Annotated in this window: 23 protein-coding genes and 1 pseudogene; 10 read left to right on the top strand and 14 right to left on the bottom strand. The window is 63.9% G+C overall.

The genetic code is table 11. From position 1 onward, the window contains the following. Positions 1–29: 29 nt before the first annotated feature. From NKJ94_RS02575 to NKJ94_RS02550, 6 genes are all read left to right on the top strand, one after another. Positions 30–1,118 (top strand): citrate synthase/methylcitrate synthase, encoded by a 1,089-nt coding sequence (locus NKJ94_RS02575; RefSeq protein ID WP_352522832.1) that lies wholly within the window; start codon positions 30–32, stop codon positions 1,116–1,118. 200 nt (positions 1,119–1,318) lie between these two features. Continuing rightward, complete coding sequence (locus NKJ94_RS02570; protein WP_352522831.1) at positions 1,319–2,101, top strand: 3-hydroxybutyrate dehydrogenase; 783 nt, start codon at positions 1,319–1,321, stop codon at positions 2,099–2,101. A 26-nt stretch (positions 2,102–2,127) separates the two neighbouring features. Next, the gene (locus tag NKJ94_RS02565) at positions 2,128–3,258 is read left to right on the top strand and encodes a patatin-like phospholipase family protein (protein ID WP_352522830.1); all 1,131 of its coding nucleotides are present in this window, start codon (positions 2,128–2,130) and stop codon (positions 3,256–3,258) included. Between the two features lie 282 nt (positions 3,259–3,540). Further along, the gene (locus NKJ94_RS02560) at positions 3,541–4,752 is read left to right on the top strand and encodes an efflux RND transporter periplasmic adaptor subunit (protein WP_352522829.1); all 1,212 of its coding nucleotides are present in this window, start codon (positions 3,541–3,543) and stop codon (positions 4,750–4,752) included. 2 nt (positions 4,753–4,754) lie between these two features. Continuing rightward, complete coding sequence (locus NKJ94_RS02555; protein WP_352522828.1) at positions 4,755–7,931, top strand: efflux RND transporter permease subunit; 3,177 nt, start codon at positions 4,755–4,757, stop codon at positions 7,929–7,931. Between the two features lie 93 nt (positions 7,932–8,024). Next, positions 8,025–8,183 (top strand): DUF3309 family protein, encoded by a 159-nt coding sequence (locus NKJ94_RS02550; protein WP_023678456.1) that lies wholly within the window; start codon positions 8,025–8,027, stop codon positions 8,181–8,183. Between the two features lie 65 nt (positions 8,184–8,248). On the opposite strand, the gene NKJ94_RS02545 is transcribed toward NKJ94_RS02550, so the two are convergent. After that, a complete protein-coding gene (locus NKJ94_RS02545) occupies positions 8,249–9,208 on the bottom strand; it encodes an SDR family oxidoreductase (protein WP_352522827.1) in 960 nt (319 codons plus the stop codon). 93 nt (positions 9,209–9,301) lie between these two features. Between NKJ94_RS02545 and NKJ94_RS02540 the strand changes: the two genes are divergently transcribed. Beyond that, a complete protein-coding gene (locus tag NKJ94_RS02540) occupies positions 9,302–10,213 on the top strand; it encodes a LysR family transcriptional regulator (RefSeq protein WP_352522826.1) in 912 nt (303 codons plus the stop codon). Here the strand turns inward: NKJ94_RS02540 and NKJ94_RS02535 are convergent. The 4 genes and pseudogenes from NKJ94_RS02535 to NKJ94_RS02520 form a co-directional block, all read right to left on the bottom strand. Beyond that, positions 10,171–11,352, bottom strand: coding sequence for an MFS transporter (locus NKJ94_RS02535; protein ID WP_352522825.1), 1,182 nt, complete (start codon positions 11,350–11,352; stop codon positions 10,171–10,173). The two genes, NKJ94_RS02540 and NKJ94_RS02535, sit on opposite strands and share 43 nt — an antisense overlap. 170 nt (positions 11,353–11,522) lie before the next feature. Beyond that, positions 11,523–11,977, bottom strand: a pseudogene (locus tag NKJ94_RS02530) (cupin domain-containing protein). A 62-nt stretch (positions 11,978–12,039) separates the two neighbouring features. Then, entirely contained in the window at positions 12,040–12,348 is a 309-nt protein-coding gene (locus NKJ94_RS02525) for a DUF1244 domain-containing protein (RefSeq protein ID WP_352522824.1), read from the bottom strand. A gap of 27 nt (positions 12,349–12,375) precedes the next feature. Beyond that, positions 12,376–13,173: an N-formylglutamate amidohydrolase gene (locus NKJ94_RS02520; protein ID WP_352522823.1), complete on the bottom strand. Its 798-nt coding sequence runs from the start codon at positions 13,171–13,173 to the stop codon at positions 12,376–12,378. A 286-nt stretch (positions 13,174–13,459) separates the two neighbouring features. Between NKJ94_RS02520 and NKJ94_RS02515 the strand changes: the two genes are divergently transcribed. Both NKJ94_RS02515 and pyk read left to right on the top strand, forming a co-directional pair. Continuing rightward, on the top strand, positions 13,460–13,906 hold the full coding sequence (locus NKJ94_RS02515) for a DUF1036 domain-containing protein (protein ID WP_352703963.1): 447 nt from the start codon (positions 13,460–13,462) through the stop codon (positions 13,904–13,906). Beyond that, positions 13,903–15,333 carry a pyruvate kinase gene (gene pyk / locus NKJ94_RS02510; RefSeq protein WP_352522822.1) on the top strand — a complete coding sequence of 477 codons (1,431 nt, stop codon included), beginning with the start codon at positions 13,903–13,905 and terminating at the stop codon, positions 15,331–15,333. The genes NKJ94_RS02515 and pyk overlap by 4 nt, the downstream gene beginning before the upstream one ends. A gap of 21 nt (positions 15,334–15,354) precedes the next feature. On the opposite strand, the gene NKJ94_RS02505 is transcribed toward pyk, so the two are convergent. The 3 genes from NKJ94_RS02505 to ykgO all read right to left on the bottom strand — a co-directional run bounded on the left by NKJ94_RS02505 (position 15,355) and on the right by ykgO (position 17,407). Continuing rightward, positions 15,355–16,515 carry an alpha/beta fold hydrolase gene (locus NKJ94_RS02505; protein WP_352522821.1) on the bottom strand — a complete coding sequence of 387 codons (1,161 nt, stop codon included), beginning with the start codon at positions 16,513–16,515 and terminating at the stop codon, positions 15,355–15,357. A gap of 86 nt (positions 16,516–16,601) precedes the next feature. After that, positions 16,602–17,186 carry a tetratricopeptide repeat protein gene (locus NKJ94_RS02500; protein ID WP_352522820.1) on the bottom strand — a complete coding sequence of 195 codons (585 nt, stop codon included), beginning with the start codon at positions 17,184–17,186 and terminating at the stop codon, positions 16,602–16,604. A gap of 95 nt (positions 17,187–17,281) precedes the next feature. Then, a complete protein-coding gene (gene ykgO, locus NKJ94_RS02495; protein ID WP_006327841.1) occupies positions 17,282–17,407 on the bottom strand; it encodes a type B 50S ribosomal protein L36 in 126 nt (41 codons plus the stop codon). A 238-nt stretch (positions 17,408–17,645) separates the two neighbouring features. Here ykgO and NKJ94_RS02490 point away from each other — a divergent pair, with 238 nt between their 5' ends. Continuing rightward, positions 17,646–18,065, top strand: coding sequence for a lysozyme inhibitor LprI family protein (locus NKJ94_RS02490; RefSeq protein WP_352522819.1), 420 nt, complete (start codon positions 17,646–17,648; stop codon positions 18,063–18,065). A 9-nt stretch (positions 18,066–18,074) separates the two neighbouring features. Here NKJ94_RS02490 and NKJ94_RS02485 read toward each other — a convergent pair whose 3' ends face one another. The 6 genes from NKJ94_RS02485 to NKJ94_RS02460 form a co-directional block, all read right to left on the bottom strand. Next, positions 18,075–19,151, bottom strand: a complete 1,077-nt coding sequence (locus NKJ94_RS02485) for a 5-(carboxyamino)imidazole ribonucleotide synthase (protein ID WP_352522818.1) — start codon at positions 19,149–19,151, stop codon at positions 18,075–18,077. Next, positions 19,148–19,645 (bottom strand): 5-(carboxyamino)imidazole ribonucleotide mutase, encoded by a 498-nt coding sequence (purE, locus tag NKJ94_RS02480; RefSeq protein ID WP_352522817.1) that lies wholly within the window; start codon positions 19,643–19,645, stop codon positions 19,148–19,150. The genes NKJ94_RS02485 and purE overlap by 4 nt, the downstream gene beginning before the upstream one ends. Positions 19,646–19,769: 124 nt before the next feature. Beyond that, a complete protein-coding gene (locus NKJ94_RS02475; RefSeq protein WP_352522816.1) occupies positions 19,770–20,603 on the bottom strand; it encodes an anti-sigma factor family protein in 834 nt (277 codons plus the stop codon). After that, positions 20,600–21,157 (bottom strand): sigma-70 family RNA polymerase sigma factor, encoded by a 558-nt coding sequence (locus tag NKJ94_RS02470; protein ID WP_352522815.1) that lies wholly within the window; start codon positions 21,155–21,157, stop codon positions 20,600–20,602. The genes NKJ94_RS02475 and NKJ94_RS02470 overlap by 4 nt, the downstream gene beginning before the upstream one ends. Positions 21,158–21,182: 25 nt before the next feature. Continuing rightward, positions 21,183–21,530: a cupredoxin domain-containing protein gene (locus NKJ94_RS02465; RefSeq protein ID WP_352522814.1), complete on the bottom strand. Its 348-nt coding sequence runs from the start codon at positions 21,528–21,530 to the stop codon at positions 21,183–21,185. Positions 21,531–21,541: 11 nt separating this feature from the next. Next, a complete protein-coding gene (locus NKJ94_RS02460; RefSeq protein ID WP_352522813.1) occupies positions 21,542–22,489 on the bottom strand; it encodes a metallophosphoesterase family protein in 948 nt (315 codons plus the stop codon). Positions 22,490–22,663: the final 174 nt, after the last annotated feature.

Genomic DNA, 22,663 nt, shown 5'->3' with positions numbered 1-22,663 from the left:
ACGACACGGAAATGGTCAAGGAGAAACCGATGGCGAATGGGCTCGATGATGTGGTGGCGGCGGAAACCGTGCTCTCCGATGTCGACGGCCTTGGCGGCCGCCTGACCATCCGCGGCCATTCGCTGCCGGAACTGGCAGGCCGCTGGAAATACGCCGACGTGGTTCGGCTGCTGTTCGACGGCTTTTTCGACGATCTTCCCGGCGACAAGGAGCTGGCGAACGCGATCGGTCGAGCGCGCAGCGAAGTGTTCGAGCAAATCGAGCCCTTGCCGCCGTTTCTCGCGTCCCTCGACATCTACAGCGCGATGCGCGCCGGCATTGCCCTGCTGGCGGACGGCGACAAATTGCCGGACGCGCTCCGGCTGGTTGCAGCACCTGCCGTGCTGACGCCGGCCTTGCTGCGCTTTCAGCGCGGCGAAAGCCCAATTGCGCCCGATCCCAAGGCCGATCATGCCACCGACATGCTGCGGATGCTGACCGGCGCTGCGGCCTCGCCGGCGTTGGCGAAGGCGCTCGATACCTATCTCGTGACGGTCTGCGACCATGGTCTCAACGCTTCGACCTTCGCAACGCGTGTTGTCGCCTCGACGCAGGCCGGACTCACTTCGGCGGTGCTGGCCGGGCTCGGAGCGCTCAAAGGGCCGCTGCATGGCGGCGCCCCTGGTCCGGTGATCGAGATGCTGGATGCGATAGAGGCGCATGGCGACGCTAGCGGCTGGCTGCGCGACGAGATCGCGCGCGGCCAGCGCATCATGGGCTTCGGGCATCGCATCTACCGCGTGCGCGATCCGCGTGCCGACGTGCTGAAAGCCGTCGTGCGCCAGCTTGGCGCCGAGGGCGAAGCCGGCCACCGGCTGGCCTTTGCCGAAAGCGTGGAGCAGGCGGCGCTCGAGGTGCTTCGGATCGCCAAGCCGTCGCGCTCGATCCAGACTAATGTCGAGTTCTTCACAGCGCTTCTGCTGGAAGCGGCGGGCTTTCCGAAAGAGGCGTTCACCAACGTCTTTGCCGCCGGGCGCGTCGCCGGCTGGATCGCCCACGCACGAGAGCAGCAGACGAGCGGACGGCTGATCCGGCCGCAGTCGCACTATATCGGGCCGGTGCCGGACCTCGTCGCCTGAGGATTTCCCCTCGCGGAACCGGCCGCCGCAGCCGCTTGGCTGGCAGCGCCCCTCTTCTGGACGAGGGCGCGGATGTATGCTCATGACAAAAAATTTCATGTCATTGCTCCACACATCCGCTGTTCTTGGGTGACAGAGAACCTATATGCTGCAGTGCAGCATGGTTCCATGTGAGCCCATCTCAAAAGGAATAAGCCGCCTTGATCGCCAGAAAAACCGCCATCGTCACCGGTTCCACCTCGGGCATCGGCCTAGCCATTGCCCACGCGCTCGCGGCCGAAGGCTGCAACATCGTCGTCAATTCCTTTTCCGACACCGCCGATGACCACGCCATCGCCGACGCGATCGCGAAGCACCACAAGGTGAAGACCGCCTACGTCAAGGCCGACATGTCGAAGCCGGCCGAGTGCCGGGCTTTGGTCGTGAAGGCAGCCGAGACATTCGGCTCGGTCGACATCCTGGTCAACAATGCCGGCATCCAGCATGTCGCGCCGGTGGAGAGCTTCCCGATCGAGAAGTGGGATGCGATCATCGCCATCAACCTATCGTCGGCTTTCCACACCATCGCCGCCGCCATCCCGCTGATGAAACAGACCGGTGGCGGCCGGATCGTCAACGTCGCCTCGGCCCACGGGCTGGTCGCCTCGCCGTTCAAGTCGGCCTATGTCTCGGCCAAGCACGGCATTATGGGCCTGACCAAGACGGTCGCCCTGGAGCTGGCGCGCGACAAGATCACCTGCAATGCCATTTGTCCCGGCTATGTGCTGACGCCGCTGGTCGAGGCGCAGATCCCCGACCAAATGAAGGCCAACAAGATGGACCGCGAGACTGTGGTCCGCGAGGTCATGCTCGAAAAGCAGCCGACCAAGGAGTTCGTCACCGTCGAGCAGGTTGCGGCGGCCGCGGTGTTCCTGTGCTCGGATGCGGCAGCGCAGATCAACGGCACACACATCTCTGTCGACGGCGGCTGGGCCGCTCAGTGAGCCATCCAGCGGTCGAGGGCCACGCCATGACGAAAAACGGCAAGGCGGAGGAGCCAAAGAAGATAAACGTCGCGCTGCAAGGCGGCGGCTCGCACGGGGCGTTTTCCTGGGGCGTGCTCGATCGGCTGCTGGAGGACGGGCGCCTCGATATAACGGCGGTTTCGGGCACCAGCGCCGGCGCCATGAATGCCGTGGCGCTGGCCGACGGTTTCGTCCGCGGCGGCGTCGAGGGCGCACGGCGGAAGCTCGACGATTTCTGGCGTGCGGTGGCCGCAAAGGGCCGCTTCAGCCCGGTGCAGCGCATGCCTTGGGACGTCGCCTGGGGCAATTGGTCGATCGAGAACACGCCCGGCTATTTCCTGTTCGATACGATGTCGCGGGTATTTTCGCCCTATGTCGCTAATCCGCTCGCCATCAATCCGCTGCGCGACGTGGTCGAACGTGAGATCGATTTCGACAATGTGCGCGCCTGCAAGTCGATGGAACTGTTCATTTCCGCGACCAATGTCGAGACCGGTCAGCTGCGTGTCTTCTCGGACGGCGAGATCGACCTCGACACGGTGATGGCGTCGGCCTGCCTGCCGCAATTGTTCCGCGCCGTCGAGATCAAGGGCGTACCCTATTGGGACGGCGGCTATGGCGGCAACCCGGCACTGTTCCCGTTCTTCAAGACGGCGGCCACCGAGGACGTGCTTTTGGTCCAGATCAATCCGGTGGTCCGCGAGGGGACGCCAAAGAGCGCCAATGAAATCCAGAACCGCATCGACGAGATCACCTTCAATGCCGGGCTGTTGCGGGAATTCCGCTCGATCGCCTTCGTCAAGGAACTGATCGCCGCCGGCCGGTTGCCGCACGGCGAATATCGCGACATCCGCATGCATCGCATCGATGCCGACGAGGCGTTCAAGGATCTGTCGGCATCGTCCAAGGTCAATGCCGAATGGGCGTTTCTTGTCTATCTGCGCGACCTCGGCCGCACCGCAGCCAGTGATTGGCTGGAAGAAAATTACGACGCCGTCGGCAAGCGGCCGACGATCGATCTGTCCGGCGAGCTCGACGACGGCTTGAAGCCGGTGCGCGGGCCGGCGCCGGGCCGGCGGGTCAAGGAGTTTCTGGCGGCGCGCAAGCAGCCCGAGGCCGCCCGCCGTCCGGCCTAGCTGCTTCGCAAAGCAGATGGCATTCGCAATCTGTTCAATCATCCTGACACTTGCTGCCATGCCGCTATTTTTGGCGATCGAGAGCCGATGCAGCAACCGCATCTTTGCGGGCAAAGCAACAATCCATCAACTTTTCTGACTATATTGCGATGCAACTTTGAGGTAGAAGCGCGCTTCGCCGATCACGGCAATTTGAATACGGCCTCGCGCGCACCCATATCGGCGACGCGCCCCAATTAGAAGATGCGGCCTGGCCGAACCCCGCGCACTGGAAAAATGACGATGCCGAAATTCAGGTTTCACAAGCTTGCAGCCATTGTTGTGCTCATCGGGTTCGCCGGCTGGATGGCGACAGGCGAGTTCTCTTCCGTCGGTAGCGCGTCCGCCGATAACAAGCCCAAGGCAGGAGAGGTCGAGCAGCCCAAGGCAGCCGACGCAGGCAAGCCCCAATCTGCAAAACCGGGGGCTGCTAAACCGGGGGCTGCCGAAGCAGAGCAGCCCAAGGCGCCCTTGCGCACGGTCGCGGTCATAACCCCGCCGCGGCGCACCTATGCACGCGCTATCCGCATTTCCGGACTGACCGAAGCCGACAAGCGCGCCGTCCTGGCGACACGCGTCGCCGGCGTCATCGACAAGCTGCCGGTCAAGCAGGGTCAGCACGTCAAGACCGGCGACCTCATCCTAATGCTTGCCGCCGAGGAAAAAATCTCGGCGGTCGACAACGCCAAGCAGCTTGTCGTGCAACGTGAGGCCGAGCTCGCTGCGGCCCTGCGGCTGATGAAAACCGGCAATCTGCCCAAGCTGCAGCTCGACACGGCCCGCTCCAACCTGACGCTGGCCAAGTCGCAACTGGACGCCGTGCAAGCCGAGCTCGACCGCAACGAGGTTAAGGCGCCGTTCGACGGTGTCATCGACCGGGTGCCGGTGGAGCTTGGCAGTTCCGTGATGCAGGGCGGCGAGGTGGCAACCATTCTCAAGCTCGATCCGGTGATCGCCCGCGCCGAAGTCAGCGAACGCGATCTCGGCTATCTGAAGATCGGTGACGAAGCCAATGTGCGCCTGGTCAGCGGCCAGACCGTCAAGGGCACGGTGCGCTACATCAGCCGGGATGCATCTTCGGCAACCCGTACCTTCCGCGTCGAAGTCGCTATCCCCAATGCCGATGGTTCCGTACCGGCCGGCATGACGGCAGAAATCGCGCTCAGCGCCCAGCCGACCGACGCCGTGATGCTGCCGCGATCGGTGGTGACGCTCGGCGACAAGGGCGACCTCGGCATCCGCGCCGTCGACAAGGACAACAAGGTCGTGTTCTTCCCGATCGACCTGGTCGACGACACGCCAACCGGCCTGGTGCTCGGCGGCATTGCGGCAGACGCCCGCATCATCGTCGCCGGCCAGGAGCTGGTTAAGGAAGGCGAAGTGGTCAAGCCGGTCGAAGCCGACCAGGCGACCATTCAAAAGCTGTTGGGCGAAGCGACGGCCGGGACGCAGTAATCATGGACATCGTCAAACTTGCAATCAGCAATGCCCGGCTGACCATTTCGGTCCTGATCTTTCTCATCCTTGCGGGTGCGGTCGCCTACCAGTCGACGCCGAAAGAAGCGGAACCCGACGTTCCGATTCCGATGATGTATGTCAGCCTGATCTACCAGGGCATCTCGCCGGAAGACTCCGAACGCCTCCTGCTGCGGCCGATGGAAGCCAAGCTGAAGAGCCTGAAGGGCCTCAAGGAGATGCGGTCGGCCGCCTTCCAGGGCGGCGGTTATGTGCTGGTCGAATTCCAGCCACAGACCGATCTCGCCACCGCGTTGCAGGACACGCGCAGCAAGGTGCAGGACGGCAAGGCCGACCTGCCGCAAGCGGCTGAGGAGCCCGTGGTCTCCGAGGTCAACATCTCCGAATTTCCCGTCCTGGTCGTGACGCTATCGGGCGAGGTGCCCGAGCGCGTGCTGACGGCAGCGGCGCGCGAGCTGCGCGACCGCATCGAGGAAGTGCCCGGCGTGCTTGAGGGCTCGCTGCAGGGTGCGCGCGACGACCTCGTCGAAGTGGTCATCGATCCGATGAAACTGTCGTCCTACGGGCTGCAGCTCGACCAGTTGATCGGTGCGGTCGGCGCTTCCAACAGTCTTGTCGCCGCCGGCAACATCGAAGGATCCGAGGGCAAATACGCGGTCAAGGTCCCCTCGCTTATCGAGACACCAGAGGATGTGGCGGCGCTTCCGGTCGTCGCCGGCCCCAATGCGGTGGTGCAGGCCAAGGACATTGCCACCATCCGCTCCACATTCAAGGACGCCGAGACGGTCACCCGCCTCGACGGCAAGCCGGCGATCGCCATCGAGGTGAAGAAGCGCATCGGCTCCAACCTGATCGATACGATTGGCAAGGTCAGGGAGGTGTCCGACGCCTTCATCAAGACCATGCCGGAGGGCATGCACGTCACCTACACGCAAGACAAGTCCGTCTTCGTGAACCAGTTGCTCGGCGACCTGCAGAACCACGTGATGATCGCCGTCATCCTGGTGTTCATCGTCATTCTCTACGCGCTGTCTGGCCGTGCCTCGCTGTTGATCGGATTGGCCATCCCCTCGTCCTTCCTGATCGGCATCCTGTTGCTGGCAATGATGGGCTACACGATCAACATGATCGTGCTGTTCAGCCTCATCCTGGCGGTCGGCATGCTGGTCGACGACGCCATCATCGTCACCGAATTCGCCGAGCGACGCATGAGCGAGGGCATGCCGAAGGAGCAAGCGTTCGCGCTTGCCGCCAAGCGCATGGCCGGCCCGGTCATCGCGGCGACGATGACGCGCATTGCCGCCTTCTCGCCGCTGTTGTTCTGGCCGGGCATTATCGGCGACTTCATGAAATACATGCCGATCACGCTGATCGTGACGCTCTCGGCCTCGATGCTCTATGCGCTGGTCTTCGCGCCGACGCTGGGCGCGATATTTGCCAAGGCGCCGGCCCATCACCCCGACGACAATCGCGACGGCTGGTACATGGCCGTGGTCAAGCAGGCGGTGCATTATCCCATCACCGTGCTTGTCCTCACTGTGGCGCTGTTGTTCGGCGTCGGCTACGCCTATTCGAAATTCGGCGCCGGCGTCGAATTCTTCCCGAATGTCGAGCCTGACTACGGCCTGCTCTATGTCCACGCCCGCGGCAATCTTTCGCTTGCCGAAATGGACGCGGCCACCAAGACCGCGGAAAATCGGCTGCTCGGTTGGCCGGGCGTGAAGTCTGTCTATACCCGTGTCGGCAAGACGCAGGGCGGCGGCCAGGATGTTCCGGAAGACGTGGTTGGCGTGATCCAGTACGAATTCGTCGACTGGCGCGAGCGTAAATCGGCGAACTCAATCCTGGACGAACTGCGCGGCGTTATGGCCGGCATTCCCGGTGTCGACGTCGAGGTTCGCGTGCCGGAAGCCGGCCCGCCTACCGGCAAGCCGATCCAGATCAGGCTTTCGGCCGTAGATCCGAAGGGCCTTGACGACAAGGCCCGCGCGGTCGCCGCGCGCATTGCCAAGGTGCCCGGCGTCATCGATATTTCCGACGGTCTGGCGCCGCCCGGCGTCGACTGGGCGCTTGAAGTCGATCGCGCCAAGGCGGCGCAGTACGGCATCAGCCCAACCGCGGTCGGGACGGTCGTGCAATTGGTGACCAACGGGCTGAAGCTCAGCGAATACCGGCCCGCCGGCGCCGACGATGCCGTCGACATCAGACTGCGCCTGCCCGAGGATCGGCGCACGCTGTCGACGCTCGACGAGCTGCGGGTGCAGACCGCGCAAGGCTCGGTGCCGATCTCGAATTTCGTCGTGCGCAAGCCAGAGCCGACGGTCGGTATCCTCAACCGCATCGACGGTGCGCGAACGGTGGTCGTCCAGGCCAACGTCGCTGCCGGCGCCCAGGTGGCTGCCGTCCAGCAAGAGGTCACCAAGGCCGTGTCCGAGATGGATCTCGGCAGCGGCATACGCTGGAAGCTCGCAGGCTCGAACGAGGACAGCGCGGAGGCCAGCGCCTTCCTCAGCAAGGCTTTCGGCGCAGCGATCTTCCTGATCTTCCTCGTGCTTCTGGCGCAGTTCAACAAATTCACCAGCGTCTGGCTGGTGCTGTCGTGCGTGGTCATGGCGACGATCGGCGTCTTCCTCGGGCTGCTGCTGACGGGAGAGGCATTCGGCATCGTCATGTCGGGCATCGGTGTCATCGCGCTGGCCGGCGTGGTGGTCAACAACAACATCGTGCTGATCGACACCTATGACCGGTTGCGCGAAGAGGGCTGGGACAAATACGAAGCCGTTCTGCAGACCTGCCGCGAACGTGCCCGCCCGGTGGTGCTGACGGCGGTGTCGGCGATCCTCGGCGTGCTGCCGATCGCTTTCGGCCTCGGCCTCGAAATCTTCCATCACGAGACGACGATCAACGCGCCGTCGACGCAATGGTGGATATCGCTGTCCTCGGCGATCGTTTTCGGCCTGTCCTTCGCCACCGTGCTGACGCTGGTGGTGACGCCGTCGATGCTGATGGTATTCACTCGCGCCAAGATCAAACCCGGTGCGCGTCGGGGCTGGTTCAGCCGCCTGTTCGGGCGTCGCAAGCCCGAGATCACCTCGGAGGGCCTGGAGGCCGATCTGGGCACCGAACCGGCGATCGCCTTCCCGAAGGCCGCCGAATAAATCGACGTCCCCAATCAAGCAAAGGCCGCCCGGGAACAATGGGCGGCCTTCTGCATTGTTCCGTCATTGCAACCTCAAAGCGAGGATTTTCTGATGACGATCAGCACCATTCTCATCATTATTCTTATTCTTATTCTGATCGGCGCGGTTCCGGCATGGCCGCATTCGCGGTCCTGGGGTTACGGACCATCCGGCATCGTCGGCGTCATTCTGATCGTTGTCCTGGTACTGCTGTTGATGGGCCGGATCTGACCGCAATCATTGGTCGTGACAAGCGGCGGATGACCATCTGGCCATCCGCTTTTTTTGGTTTGTTGTTAGGCAACTTTTTGCGTCGTCTTAAGCGTGGCGATGCCGATATCCTCGAGCGCTTCCGACACTGCATCTTCCAGCGGCGTGTGCGGGATCGTACCGATAACGCTTTCCAGCCTGCCTGAAACCAGCCGGTGCGGCTCGAAGCGGAGATAGGACATCGAAACGATCTCGCGCCACATCGCCACGAACGGGCTGCCGGCGCGCAGCACCCACCACGGCATCGACGTCAGCTTCAGCGTGCGTCCGAGCGCCTTCTCCGCGGCCGCCTTGATGTCCAGATCGGTCACCGCATGGCCAGGAAAGTTCAGCGCCTCGTAGGAGCCGAGCTTGTCGAGATTGTCAGCCAGCCCGACGAAGGCCTTGGCCAAGTCGGGCAGATAGGCCCATTCATGCACGAGATCGACCGGCCCTGGGGCGGTATAGACGCCCTTGGTCATCTTGGTGGCAACAACCAGATCGAACCACGATCCGCTGCCGGTGCCACCGAAGAAATCACCGGCGCGCAGCAGGATCGTGCGCACCCGACCCGCGTCGACCTCGCGGCGAAACAGATCTTCCATGGCGACGCGGATGCGGCCCTTTTCCGTCGTCGGGCGAAACGGCGTGTCTTCGGCGATCACCGCCGGCATCGGCGAGCCGTAATTGTAGACGGTGCCCGGGAAGAGATGCAGTGCGCCATTCGCCCGGCAGGCAGCCATCACATTCTCGGCCATCGGCAGGCATTTGCTCCAGTCGGTGTAGAGTGGGTTCAGGCCGTTGAAAATGATATCAATGCCGTCGGTGGCGCGGATCAGCGCATCGCGGTCGAGCGCGTCGCCGGCGATCGCCGTGGCGCCTTCGAGCTCCGCCGGCACTTTGCCGCTGCGGGTGACAGCGCGGACGTCGTAGCCGGCATCGATGAAGACCTTGGCCACCGTGCGGCCCAGCCGGCCGTTGGCACCGAGAATTGCGATCTTGGTCATTGTTCGTCTCCTTGTTGCGTTACGACGCCAATGTGATCTCTTCGCTAACGAATGGAAATTGACTTAAGCTGGCGATCTGATATTCAATTTTGAATGGATATCGACTGGAATCTGATCAAGAGTTTCGTCACGGTGGCGGAGACCGGCAGCCTGTCGGCGGCCGCACGAAAACTTGCCGCAAGCCAGCCGACGCTCGGCCGCCACATCGCCGAGCTGGAACAGGCGCTCGGCGTCACCCTGTTCCGGCGCGGGCGGCGTGGCTATGCGCTCACGGAAGCAGGCAGCACGCTCTTTGAACGGGGTCGCGCGGTGAGCGAGCAGGCGAGCGCCTTTTCGCTGCTGGCGCTGGGATCGGTCGAGGCGATAGAGGGTACGGTGCGCATTGCCGCCAGCGAAGTGGTGGCGGCCTATGTGCTGCCGGAAATCACAGCGAGGCTTGGTTTCGAGGAGCCGGGCATCGAGGTCGAGATCGTCGCCTCGAACCAGGTCGAGAATCTGCTGCGTCGCGACGCCGATATCGCCATTCGCATGGTCAAGCCGGCGCAGAATGAACTGGTCGCGCGCAAGGTGACCGACATTCCGCTCCGCGCCTGCGCGGCAAAATCCTATCTGGACCGGCGTGGCCGTCCGCGCGAGGCCCGCGATCTTGCCGGCCACGATCTGGTCGGCTTCGACCGCAGCGATGAGATCATTCGCGGCTTTGCCCAGTTCGGCGTCCCGCTCGCCCGCAATGCCTTCCGCTTCAGGACCGATAATCAGATCGTGCTGTGGGAGGCGCTACGGGCGGGAAACGGCATCGGCTTTGGCCAGGAGCCGCTGGCCGATCGCGATGCACTGCTGGAAACAGTGCTGCCGGGGCTCGCGCTGCCGACGCTGCCGGTGTGGCTCGCCATGCATCGCGACGTCCGCACCAGCGTGCGCATCCGCCGCGTGGCGGATTTCCTCCACGAAGAGCTCAAGCGCTATTCGGCCGGTGCGGGCTCGGCAGCGAATTCGGCGCGGTGAGCGAGCCCGGCCATCAACAGCACGACGACCAGCAGCCCGGACAGAGCGACGAAGATCGGACCGAAGCTCGAGTGCTCGGCGATGAAGCCGATCGCCGAGGGGGCGACCAGAATGCCTGAGTAACCCATTGTGGTGACGACGCTCATGCCGGTGCCGGACGCCATGCCCTCCTGGTTGCCGCCGGCCGAAAAGATGATCGGCACCATGTTGGCAATGCCGAGGCCGCAAAAGGCAAAGGCGGCAATGGCCAGCCAAGGCGAGGGAGCCAGCCCGGCCACCAGCATGCCGGCACCAGCGGCAAGGGCCGAGGCGCGCAACGTCGTAACGGCACCGAAACGGTTGCGGACGCCATCGCCGAGAAAGCGCATGATGGCCATGACTCCGGAAAAGGCGGCATAGGCCAGGCCTGCGATGGCAAGATCGGCGCCGAGCTCCTGCCTGAGATACAGCGCCGCCCAGTCGAGTACCGCACCTTCGGAGATCATCGTCAGCAGCGCCATCAGCCCAACCAGATAGACCAGCGGGTTTGCCGGCAGCGCGAATTTGTGGTGCTCGGCGACTGGGTGCTTGTCCTCGTCGATCAGGTAGCGGATCGCTACGGCGATGACGGCAAAGGCAAGAGCCGTCACCACTGTCGCATGGGCGAGGTGACCGTAGTTCTGGATGGCGAAACCGCCCAAAGCGCCGCCAGCGAAACCGCCAAGGCTCCAGAAGCCGTGCGAGGACGACATGATGGCACGGGACAGCCGCCGTTCGACTGCCACTGCGTTGGCATTCATGGCGACGTCCATGCCGCCGATCGAACCGCCGAAGATGAACATGGCGACGGCCGCAAGGGGCACGTTGGGGGCCAGAGCCACAACCAAAAGGCCGAAGCTGCCGGCAAGTCCGAACCAGCGCAGCACGCTGCGCGAGCCATGCTTCGAGATCAGATGGCCGCACCAGGTCATGGCGGTGACGGCGCCGGCGCCGAACAACAGGATCAACAGGCCGAGCGTGAACTTGCTGATGTCCAGCCGGGTCAGAAACACTGGGATCTGCGGCGCCCAGCTGCCGGTCAGGAAGCCGTTGGCGAGGAAGATGCCTGCCACGGCCCAGCGTCCACGAATCGCGGTCTGCATGATTTTCTGCGCGTCCATCGGGTAGAATCCGGTCCGGAAATGGCTTTGCGCGGCAAATTAGATCGATTCAATCTGCAGTCAAGCGCTCGCGGCCGAAAGTGTTTGGACCAAGCCGCGCGACTAGGCGCCGTCATGGAATTTGCGTTGCCAGGGATCGGCGGACCAGCTCTGCAATCCACTCCGAAGCCCTACGGCTCGGGATAGGCCGTGCCGTCCTTGTGCACAAACCGGCCATCGGCGTTGCTGCTCATCATGTCGATGTCTGAGCAGGTGGTGACGTCGGCGGGCGAGCGCGAACCGACTTCGAGATAAACCGCCATCGCAGCCGATTTGTTGATCATGTGATGGCGTTTCCGGTGCCTTTCGGAAAGGCCGCGCAATCGCCGGCGCGCAGCACCGTCTGGCCGGCATCTTCGACAAGCGCCAGTTCGCCTTCGAGCACATAGACGAATTTGTCTTCGTGCGAATGCCAGTGGCGCTGGCTCGACCAATTGCCCGGCGGCATGAGATTGATGCCGAAATCGGTGAGCCCGCCGGCGTTGCCCAGCCGCTGCCGCACGCGTTCGGCACAAGGCGCATCGAATGGCGGCAGATAGGACGAGCCTCTGCGCTCGGGCACGGCGCCGATGTCGATCTTAGGCATGCCAGTCCTCCCATTTGGGTGGCAAAAACATTCGTGACGGTGGTCCGGCGCGATTGGTCGACCTAATGGTCTCTGGGGCGTCTTGCCTCGAACTCGGCCTTCTTGGCGTCAGAGGCCTCGATCTGGTTCAGTGCCTGCCACTCGGAATAGGGCATGCCGTAGATGATCTCGCGCGACTGCTCCTTGCTGAGTTCGACACCTTCGGCTTCGGCGGCATCGCGGTACCAGTTGGACAGGCAGTTGCGGCAGAAGCCGGCGAGGTTCATCAGGTCAATGTTCTGCACGTCGGAACGCTCGCGCAGATGCGCGACCAGCCGGCGGAAGGCAGCGGCTTCGAGATCGCGCTTTTGCTCGTCGCTGAGTTCGGTCATGTCTTGTTGGCCTCCCTTGGGTCTCCATCATACCGGCTCGGTGCGCGAGCCGAATATTTTCACCGCATGTATATCGGCACGTCCATCTATCGCGTCAACGATCGGCGCCAGCCGTTCGGCCCAGGCGAGAGCACCCTTCCGGTCGGCGATCAGGTCCTGGCGGATCTCGATCAGCGCATGGGCAAAGCCGTTGACGATGGCGTGCCTGAACATGGTATCGCCGCGCAGTGCGCCGTCATAGGGTTCGTTATCGCCGACGAGGAGGCTCTTGTCCTCGGAGAGCATGTCGATCAGCGGCCGCGCCACGCGATCGTCGAGGTCCCATAGTATGCCGACGTGCCACGGCCGCACGAAGCCCTGCATGGTCGGCGTGAAGGAATGCACCGAAAAGATGAGGGGTGCCTGCGCGGACGCTTGCGCCACTGAGGCGATCATGGCGCCGACGGCATCATGATAGGGGCGGTAAAAGCGGTCCAGCCGCCGTTCGCGCTCCTCCGGCGCGATGGGGTAATTTCCCGGGATGACGGTGCCGTCATAGAGTTGGCGAATTAGCGTCGGATCGTCCTCGCCGCGATTGGGGTCGATCAGCAGTCGCGAAAAATTGGCAAGCACCGCCGGAACGCCGAGCAGACTTGCGAGTTCGCGGGTTAAAGTCTCGACGCCGATGTCGTAGGCGATGTGGCGGTCGAACTCCGCCGCCGGCAGGCCGAGGCTGCCATACTCCTCCGGCAGGTCGCGGCGGGCGTGATCGGCCAGAAGCACCATGCCGCGCTTGCGGTCGCCTTCGACGATGTCGAACGGCGCGAAAACTGTGGATCGGGTCATTGGCGGGAAAGGTCTGTTCGCTGGCTTCCGGGGAGGGTGGTATCGTCATTCCACGAAGAGGACGCTTGCGCAATGCCGTTGTTTGGCCACGGTTTCTGCCAAAAAACTGACCAGGGGCGACCGCAAGCGCGTCAGAGCCTTTCTAAATCGATTGGATTGGACAGATCGGCGCGTTGACATGCGTCCGGACTTTTCCGAAAAGGGGCGTTGAGAGATGCAAATGTGGTTCTTGAGGGGTTTCGGGATGGGTTTCGCCGGCAGGCTGCGCGTGCGCTGCGCCTTGGCCATGCCGCTCCTGATACCGGCCATGGGCCTTTTCGCGGTGATTACGGCCTCGCCGGCACGCGCCGATTTCCGCGTTTGCAACGCGACGCAGAACCTGGTCGGCGTCGGCATCGGCTATCGCGCCAAGGCCGGCTGGATCACCGAAGGCTGGTGGCACATCGAAGGATCGAGCTGCAAGACGCTGATCGAGGGGCCGTTGTCATCAAGGTTTTACTATCTTTATGCAGAAGACGCCGAGCGCGGCGGACGCTGGGATGGCCCGATCAACATGTGCGTGGCCGAAAAAGAGTTCAAGATCGCCGGCGTTACCGATTGCGTCGCCCGGGGTTTTCAGCGCGCCGGATTCCAAGAATATGACACGGGCGAGCAGGCAAGCTGGATGGTCCAGCTGACTGACGAGCCCGCAACGGATGGCGCTCCAGCCGCCCCGGGAACAAACAGTCAATGAGACGCAGCCGCAAGGTCAAGATCCTCGCCACCATCGGTCCGGCCTCCTCGTCCGAGGAGATGCTGAAGAAGCTGTTCGAAGCCGGCGCCGACGTGTTCCGCATCAATATGAGCCACACCGATCATGAATTGATGCGGACGCTAGTCGGCCGCATTCGTGCCGTCGAGGAGACGGTCGGCCGGCCGATCGGCATTCTCGCCGACTTGCAAGGGCCAAAGCTGCGCGTCGGCAAGTTCGCCAACGGCAAAGAGGTGCTGACCGTCGGCCAGACCTTCACGCTCGACGACAATCCCGAGCCCGGCAATTCGACGAGGGTCTACCTGCCGCATCCCGAAATCCTGCGTTCGGTCGAGGCTGGTCATCGCCTGCTGATCGACGACGGCAAGCTCGAGCTCAAGGCAGTCAGCAGCAACGGCAAGGCGATCGTCTGCACCGTCGTCGCCGGCACGACCATTTCCGACAAGAAGGGCGTCAGCCTGCCAGACACCGACCTGCCGGTCGGCGCGCTGACGGAAAAGGACCGCCGGGATCTCGATGCGGTTCTCGCGACAGGCGTCGACTGGGTGGCGCTGTCCTTCGTGCAGCGGCCCGAGGACCTGGCCGAGGCGCGCAAGATCGCGCGCGGCCGGGCGCTGATCATGGCCAAGATCGAAAAGCCGCAGGCCGTCGCCCGGCTGGCCGAGATCATCGAGCTTTCGGATGCGCTGATGGTTGCCCGCGGCGATCTCGGCGTCGAGATGCCGCTCGAAGCCGTGCCCGGCATCCAGAAGCAGATCACCCGCGCCGCGCGCCGTGCCGGCAAGCCGGTGGTGGTCGCCACGCAGATGCTGGAATCGATGATCACCGCGCCGGTGCCGACCCGCGCCGAGGTGTCGGACGTGTCGATCGCCGTGTTCGAAGGCGCCGATGCGATCATGCTTTCGGCGGAGTCCGCCGCCGGCGCCTACCCGGTCGAAGCGGTGGCGATGATGGACCGGATCGCCACCAAGGTCGAAACCGACCCGACCTATGCCGGCATCATCAACGCGCAGCGCTCGGAACCGGAAGCAACCGGCGCCGACGCCATCTCGCTCGCCGCCCGCGAGATCGCCGAGACGCTGAAGCTGTCGGCGATCATAACCTACACCGCGTCCGGCACGACGGGTCTGCGCGCCGCGCGCGAGCGGCCGCAAGTGCCGATCGTGGCGCTGTCGCCGATCGTCAACACGGCGCGGCGGCTGTCGCTTTTGTGGGGCACGCATTGCGTCGTCTCGCCCGACGCCATCGATCTCGATGATATGGTCGACCGCGCCTGCCGCATCGCCTTCGACGAAGGTTTTGGCAAGCCGGGCGACCGCGTCATCATCACGGCCGGCGTGCCGCTGAGGACGCCGGGCTCGACCAATATGCTGCGCATCGCCTATGTCGGGTCGGACGTCGGCCGCTAGGCCAGCTCGTCGATATGGCTGTCAGGTCGGCGCCAGTTCAGCCTCCGGCGCTTTGAGATCGGCGCATTCGCCGGCATGGGCGTCGCCGGCAATCCGTGCTTCCACAGTTCTGGCTAGAGCGTGCAGGTCCACATCCCGTCCGGCCGCCTTCTCCATCGCACCGGCAACCAGATCGGGTGCGATCCAGTCCGGCTTGTGGCCGAGATTGCGGACCCAGACCAACTCGGCGCCGGGTATGTCGCGGGCGAGACCGGTCGAATGGATTGTCGCATAGACGACCTTGTCGCGATCGCCCGAGATAATCACGGTCGGCACCTCGATGTCGCGGTAGTGCGGAGCGGCGCCGAGGACGTAGCGATAGAGCCCGGCGACATCCCTGGCGTTCGACCGGAAAGCGCTGGGCCGCAACACCAGCGGGATGGAGGCCTCAGTGACATAGCCGTCCGGCACCTGGTTAGGGGAGAAGACGCATGCGGTGGCGGCGGCCATCCGAAGCATTCCCGCAGGATAGCTCAGCGTCTCGGAAAACAGCCGGCCGACAACCGGAATGGTGGTCAAATTGTAGTACCAGGCGGTGGCGCCGCCCGGCCAGGGATGGGTGGCGGGCGAGACGAAGACCAGGCCGAGCGTCCTGTCGGCGTGTTGCAGCGCAAAGGCGGTGGTTATCGCGCCGCCGAAGGAGTGGCCGACGATGATGGCTTTCTTGATGCCAAGATTGTTCATCAGCGCCGCGATGGTGTTTGCCTGCGCCTCCGGGGTGTCATTGCCGGATCCACGCCCAGACCGGCCAAGACCAGGCCGGTCGAAGAAAACCATCTCCGCACGGCCTTCGAGCAAGGGCCGCAGCGGCAGCATCTGGTCCCTGAGGTTGGCGCTGGCGCCGTGGAGGTTGAAAGTGCCCCAACTGAGGCGACCGCCATCACGGCTGCGGCTGCATAGCATTCTGAACCAACTGCCGAAGAGCGTGGTGCGGTAGCTCCGCACGCTGAAGACGACCGGCGGCAGGTCGGCATTTTCCGGCGCCGGAATGTGGACATAGTGGATACGGGCACCGTCGATATCGGCGAAGCCGCCGACCGACGGGTTGCGGCGCTCGATCAGCCAGGACCCGGCGCGGGTGACGCCGGCAAGAGTGAACACAAGCGCCATGAGCAAGGCGAGCGCGGCATAGATCAGGTTCATGGGGAGAGATACGGGCCCGAGGCGAAATTAGTTCACCGGTATAAAGGTAATTTCAGCCCGACGGAATTGCCCTGCCGGGCGGGGCGTCAGATGCCTTCACCGGCAAGCTCTTCGGAAAGTGCGGCGACCTGGTCCTGGGCGCTGCGCATCATCGGGTAGATGCCGAGAACGCGCTGCCAGGCCTCAAGCGCCGACTGCTTGTGGCCGGTTTCGGCCATGATCTGCGCCAAGCCCGAAAGTGCGCCGAAATGGCGTGGCTCGAGCTGCAGGGTGCGGTCGATGTCCGACATCGATTTTCCGTAGTTCTTCATCATGAAATGAACAGTGGCGCGGCGGTTCCAGCCTTCCGCATAGGTCGGCTGCAGGGTCACCACCTGGTCGAGGAAATCGAGCGCGACATCGAATTTCTGGTTTTCAATCGCCTTTTGCGACCATTGCATCATCAGGTCGATCGAGGCGCTGCCCGACTGGGACCACTCGCTCCCGATGCGCCCGGCGATGCGCTCGGCGGCCTTTTCATTGCGCTCGCGCTTGAGATCGGCAAACAGCTGATCGAGCCGGCCTTGTTTCGTCACAACAACCGGAGGTGCTGTCGGATCGTCGGCCCACGCCGGCAGCGAGACAGCGCTGGAAACGAAGAAAGCCGTGAAAAATGCAAAAAGAATCCGCATCGCGGGAATCTAGCCCCCGACGGCGGATCGTCAAACTGAATTTAGCGTGAAAGAGCCATCGTGCGAGCGGAGGCGCGCAGCCTCCGGTCGAAAACTCAACCCTGGCGCGCCTTGTAGCGCGGCGCGGTCTTGTTGATGATGTAGACGCGGCCCTTGCGACGAACCAGCTGGTTGTCGCGGTGACGCGCCTTCAACGCCTTGAGCGAATTCTTGATCTTCATGGTCTTGCCCGTCGGTCTGGGCCCGGTCACGGGCCGAATTATTAAGGCGCGCCCACAGACGCGCCTTTGAACTGTGCGTGGCTCATAGACGAGGAGCCTTGCCCGTGTCAACCGCAAGCGCGTTGCCTAAACGATACCGACCGTTTCGTATCATCAAATATCCGCCACTGGCGCCTTGCGGCATTGCGCGGGATTGAGCCGGCTGGAATGATGCGGTTGCCGCGAATTGGAGATCATCATGCGCCGAATTCTTCTGTCCGCCTGTCTGGCGGTGCTCGCGGCAGGCTCTCTTGCCCATGCGCAGGAATGCGACCGTAACGACGACAGCCAGCAGATGATGAACATCTGTGCCGACGCGGACTACAAGGCCGCCGACGCCAAGCTCAACAAGGCCTACCAGGAGCTCATCGGCGCAAGCGATGCAAAGGCCATGAAGCTGTTGCAGACGGCGCAGCGCGCGTGGATCGCCTTTCGCGACGCGGAATGCAGCTATTCCGCCGCGGACAGCGAAGGCGGCTCGATCTATCCGATGCTGGTATCGGAATGCTTGACGCGGCTAACCGACGACCGCACCAAGCAGCTCGCCGCCGATGCGACCTGCGCGGAAGGCGATGTGAGCTGCGCCAGCCCCGACGAGGACGAGAGCGATGTCCAGTAAGAGTAGGTTCTAGCTGCGGCGGCTCACGCGCGTAAAATGGCCCATCTTGCGGCCAGGCCGCGCCTCGGCCTTGCCATAGAGGTGCAACATAAGATCGGGCTCGGCGAGCAGTGCCGGAATGTGCCGGATATCATCGCCGATCAGGTTTTCCATGACGCAGTCGAACTGCCGTGCGGGATTTCCCAGCGGCAGCCCGGCGACGGCGCGGATGTGCTGCTCGAATTGCGAGATGGCGCAGGCGGCCTCCGTCCAGTGGCCGGAATTATGGACGCGCGGCGCGATCTCGTTGGCCAGCAGCGAACCGTCGGCAAGGACAAAGAACTCGACCCCGATGACGCCGACATAGTCGAGCGCTGCAAGTATCTCTGCCGCCGCGGTTTGAGCCGCAGCCGCCGTCTCGGACTTTACTCCGGCCGGCAGCGTCGAACTGTGAAGAACACCGTTTCGATGGACATTCCAGGCAGGGTCGTAGGCGGCGAGCGAGCCATCGATGCCGCGCGCGGCGATCACCGAAATCTCGCGCTCGAAGGCGACGAAGGATTCCAGGATCAGCGGCACGTTGCCCATCGCCTCGCAGGTGCCGGCAAAGCCGCCTGCTTCCATGTTGCGGAAGACACGCTGGCCCTTGCCGTCATAGCCCATGCGCCGCGTCTTCAATATCCCGCTGCCGTTGAACTTTTTCAGCGCAGCCGTCAGTTCGTCGTCATTGTCGACAGGACTGAAATCTGCGGTCGGTATGCCGATGCCGTTGAGGAATTTCTTTTCCGCCAGCCGGTCCTGCGCCACTTCCAGCGCGCGTGCCGGCGGATAGACCGGAACCGTGGCGGCAAGTGCCGCGGCGGCAGAAACCGGAACGTTCTCGAATTCATAAGTAACGACGGCACTGGCCGCAGCCAGCTCGCCGAGCGCGGCCGCGTCGTCATAGGCGGCGACGATCTGCCGGTTGGCGACCTGTGCCGCCGGGCAATCCGGCTGCGGCTCCAGCACGACGATGCGGTAGCCGAGGCGGGCCGCGGCCATCGCCAGCATGCGGCCGAGCTGGCCGCCGCCAATGATGCCGATGGTCGATCCGGAGGGCAGGCTCACGGCGTGTCCGTGGGCTCTGCGGCCACCTTGGCGGTCTGCGCGGCGCGCCAGCTATCCAGCCGGGCGGCAAGCTTTTCGTCGCTCAGCGCCAGCACCGCGGCGGCCAGAAGGGCGGCGTTGGCAGCGCCGGCCTTGCCGATGGCCAAAGTGCCGACCGGAATGCCGGCCGGCATCTGAACGATGGAAAGCAGCGAATCCTGGCCGGACAGCGTCTTCGATTCCACCGGCACGCCGAACACCGGCAGCGGCGTCATCGCCGCCGTCATGCCGGGCAGATGAGCTGCGCCGCCGGCGCCGGCGATGATCACCTTGTAGCCGGCCGCCTTGGCGCCCTTGGCGAAGTCATAGAGCCGGTCGGGAGTGCGGTGGGCCGAGACGATCAGCCGCTTGTGCGGAATGCCAAGCGCCTCCAGCGTCTCGGCGGCGTGGCGCATCGTCGCCCAGTCGGACTGGCTGCCCATGATGATGGCGACGTCGGCGCGGTGATCGTCCAAGCTTATGCTCCCCGGCGGCAAAGGCGCGCATTAGCGGAATTCGAGCGGAGCCGCAAGGATGGCCAGAGATGGCGAGCCGCCTATGCCGGTTCCTGTCGCACGCAAATGCATACGGCCGATCGTTTCACCGGGCGGCCGCCGTTCGAAAGCGATTGACGAAGTCGTCGAGTTCGGGCCGTTCCGTATCGGAAATCGCCCAGTAGGAAAAGGCGCTGTCGCTCCAGTGCACCAGCGAGAAGCGACCAGCCGAAAGATCGACCGGCACGGTCGTCGAACCTGTGTCCTCCGGAGCGGCGACGAGGGTGATCAGGTGCTCGCGGTGCCGGTAGACCAGCGCTGGCACCGGCCGGTCGGCGATCACCTCGACCCGGCCACCGAGCAATGTGAAACCGTCATTGGCAAGATCAGGCGCCGGGGGCGACAGGCCGACCCTGGCATCGAGCCAGGGTTTGACGGTATGCCGGTCGGAGGAGACGACGTCCACCGGGCTGGCGGCCAGCAGGCTGCGGCGATGGCCGCTCGCGACCGCGGCGGCAAAGCTGTCGGGCGCCCGGCTGAGCATCACCCATTGCGTCGCGCCGCTGGCCAGCACGGCGGTGACGACGATCGATGCCGCCAGCGCTCGCCAGTCGAACGCGCCAAAACGGCGCATTGCCCGGCGCGCCGGCAGCATCGGACCGTCGCGCGCGGGCGTCGACACCACTTTCGTTGTATCGGCTGTCCCGATAGCCGCAATGCGAGCCTTGAAATCGTCACGGACATCGGGCCTCGGCAGCCCGCCAACAGCGGTCTGCAGCGCTAAGGTGCGGGCATGCTCGGCGGCGAGCGCCGGATCGGCGGCGATGCGCCGCTCGACGGCCAATGCCGCCGCTGCGTCGAGTTCGCCATCGACCAAAGCGTGGATCATCAGCTTCATGCCCGCCGGGTCTTCGGGCAATCCATCGTTGTGCGCGCTCATGGCGCCCTCCCAAGTTGGGACATCAGCAGGCCGCGCGCTCTTGCTAGCCGCGACATCACCGTGCCCAGCGGCACGCCAAGCAGTGTCGCGATCTCGCGATAGCTGAGGCCGTTGATGTCGCGCAGCACCAAGGCCTCGCGAAATTGCTGCGGCAGCGCGGCGATTGCCGCCTCGAGTGCCGCCGTGTCGGCCTTGGCGATCAGGCTTGCCTCCGGACTGTTCGGGTCTGTCAGGGCGTTGTTGCGCATGGCCACATCTTCCAGATCATTGAGATCGCCGACAGCGACGACACTTCGCGGCCGGTTGCGCGCCAGCCAGGAATAAGAAGCGTTGCGCACGATCGCCAGCAACCATGCGCGGGCATTGCCGCCAGCATAGGTGGCCATGCCGGCATGCGCCTTCAGGCAGGCGTCCTGAACAACATCCTCGGCGTCGGCGGTGTTGCCGGTCAGCCAGCGGGCAAGCGAAAGCGCATCCGCGAGATGGGGCAGAACCACCTCGCGGAAGCGCTCGGCCGCGGCCTTGTCGTTCAACACCGTCGCATCGCCCGGCATCCCGGGCAGGACCTTCCGAACATCCTCACGGAGCGACGGTGATCCTGCCCTGCATGTGCGGGTGCAGCCCGCAGAAATAAGCATAGTCGCCCGCTTTGGTGAAGGTGAGGGCATATGTATCACCGGTGTCAAGCGCCTTGGAGCGAAACGAGCCATCGTTGGCGACCACCAGATGCGGGATGTCGTCATCGTTTTGGAAAGTCACGACGGTACCCGGCTTCACCGTCAGCACGGCCGGCGTGAAGGCGAAGTTCTCGATCTTGACCATTGGCTCGTCAGCGGCCTTCAGCGGCGCGGAAGCAATCGCCAGGATGGCAGCCAAACTGAATGCGACAGGAAATCCGACGAAGAGGCGGGTCGGGAAGCGGATCATCGCATTTCCTCTCAGGCCAGCGTGCTGTCGATGATGGCGAGGTCCTGCCCGCCTTGCTTAACCGTCACGCTACTGGTGCCGAGCAGACCGCGCAGCTGGCCGGCGGGCACGGTCATCGGCCCGGGTGAGGCGGCGGTGCCTGGCGCCGGTTGCGGGAAAGCGGTAGAACGCGCGGTGTGGAAGGTGACGTTGCCTTCGACCTTCTGCATGATCTGGTGGATATGGCCGTTGAGCACGGTCACCGAGCCGAAGCGCTTGAGCAGAGCCAAAGCCTGAGCCGCGTCGTCGGTGCCCCAGCCCCATTCGGGATAGACAGCCCACAGCGGGATGTGGGCAAAAACGACGATCGGCGTCGAGGCGCTGACCGCCTTCAGATCATCGACCAGCCATGCCAGCTGGTCAGCACCGAGATTGCCGAGCCCGCCGGCCTTCAGGTTGACGACGTTGACCAGCCCGATGAAATGGACGCCGTTCTGGTCGAACGAATACCAGCCGGCACCCTTGGTGCCCTTGCCGTAACGCTCGAGATAGGCCTGGCCGTTGCCGTCATCGATCAGGTCGTGCTCGCCCGGCACATAATGCACGTCGAAGCCTGCGCCGCCGATGATCTGGGCAGCGTTGTCGAACTGTGCGGCCTTCGACAGATGGGTGATGTCGCCTGTGTGGATCATGAAGGCGGGCTTTTGCGGCAGCGCCTGGATCTTGCCCATCGCCTCCTTCAGCGTATCAATGGCGTGCGGGTTGGCGGCCTTGTCGAAGCCGATGTGGCTGTCCGAGATCTGGAGGAAGGTGAAACCGGTGGCCATTGCCTCGGCGGCTTCCGCCGCGCCGAGCAGGCTGAGCGAAACCGGCACGCCGGCCGAAATCGTCCAAAGCACTCCCGTGCCGGCCCAGATCATGCATTCCAGTGCGTGACGGCGGCTGATGCCGTCAGCTTCATTGTCGTGGTGGTGGTTCATACCGGTCTCCTGCAACGCCGGGAATGGCGTATGCTTGGGAGACCAATGGGCGGGGTGGTTTATTCCCGCCCGAAGACAAAGCGGTCATTCACAGTGCCGTGATGGCGCAGTGGGGCGGTTGGCGAAGCCAGGCTCGAAAAGCACGGTTCGTCCATCGACTGGCTTCAGCGTTGT

Origin of the sequence: Mesorhizobium sp. M0060 (assembly GCF_040323155.1) — a bacterium.
Classification (GTDB): Bacteria; Pseudomonadota; Alphaproteobacteria; order Rhizobiales; family Rhizobiaceae; genus Mesorhizobium.
Note: the sequence above shows the minus strand (reverse complement) of the source record. Positions and strands in the feature narration are given on the sequence as shown.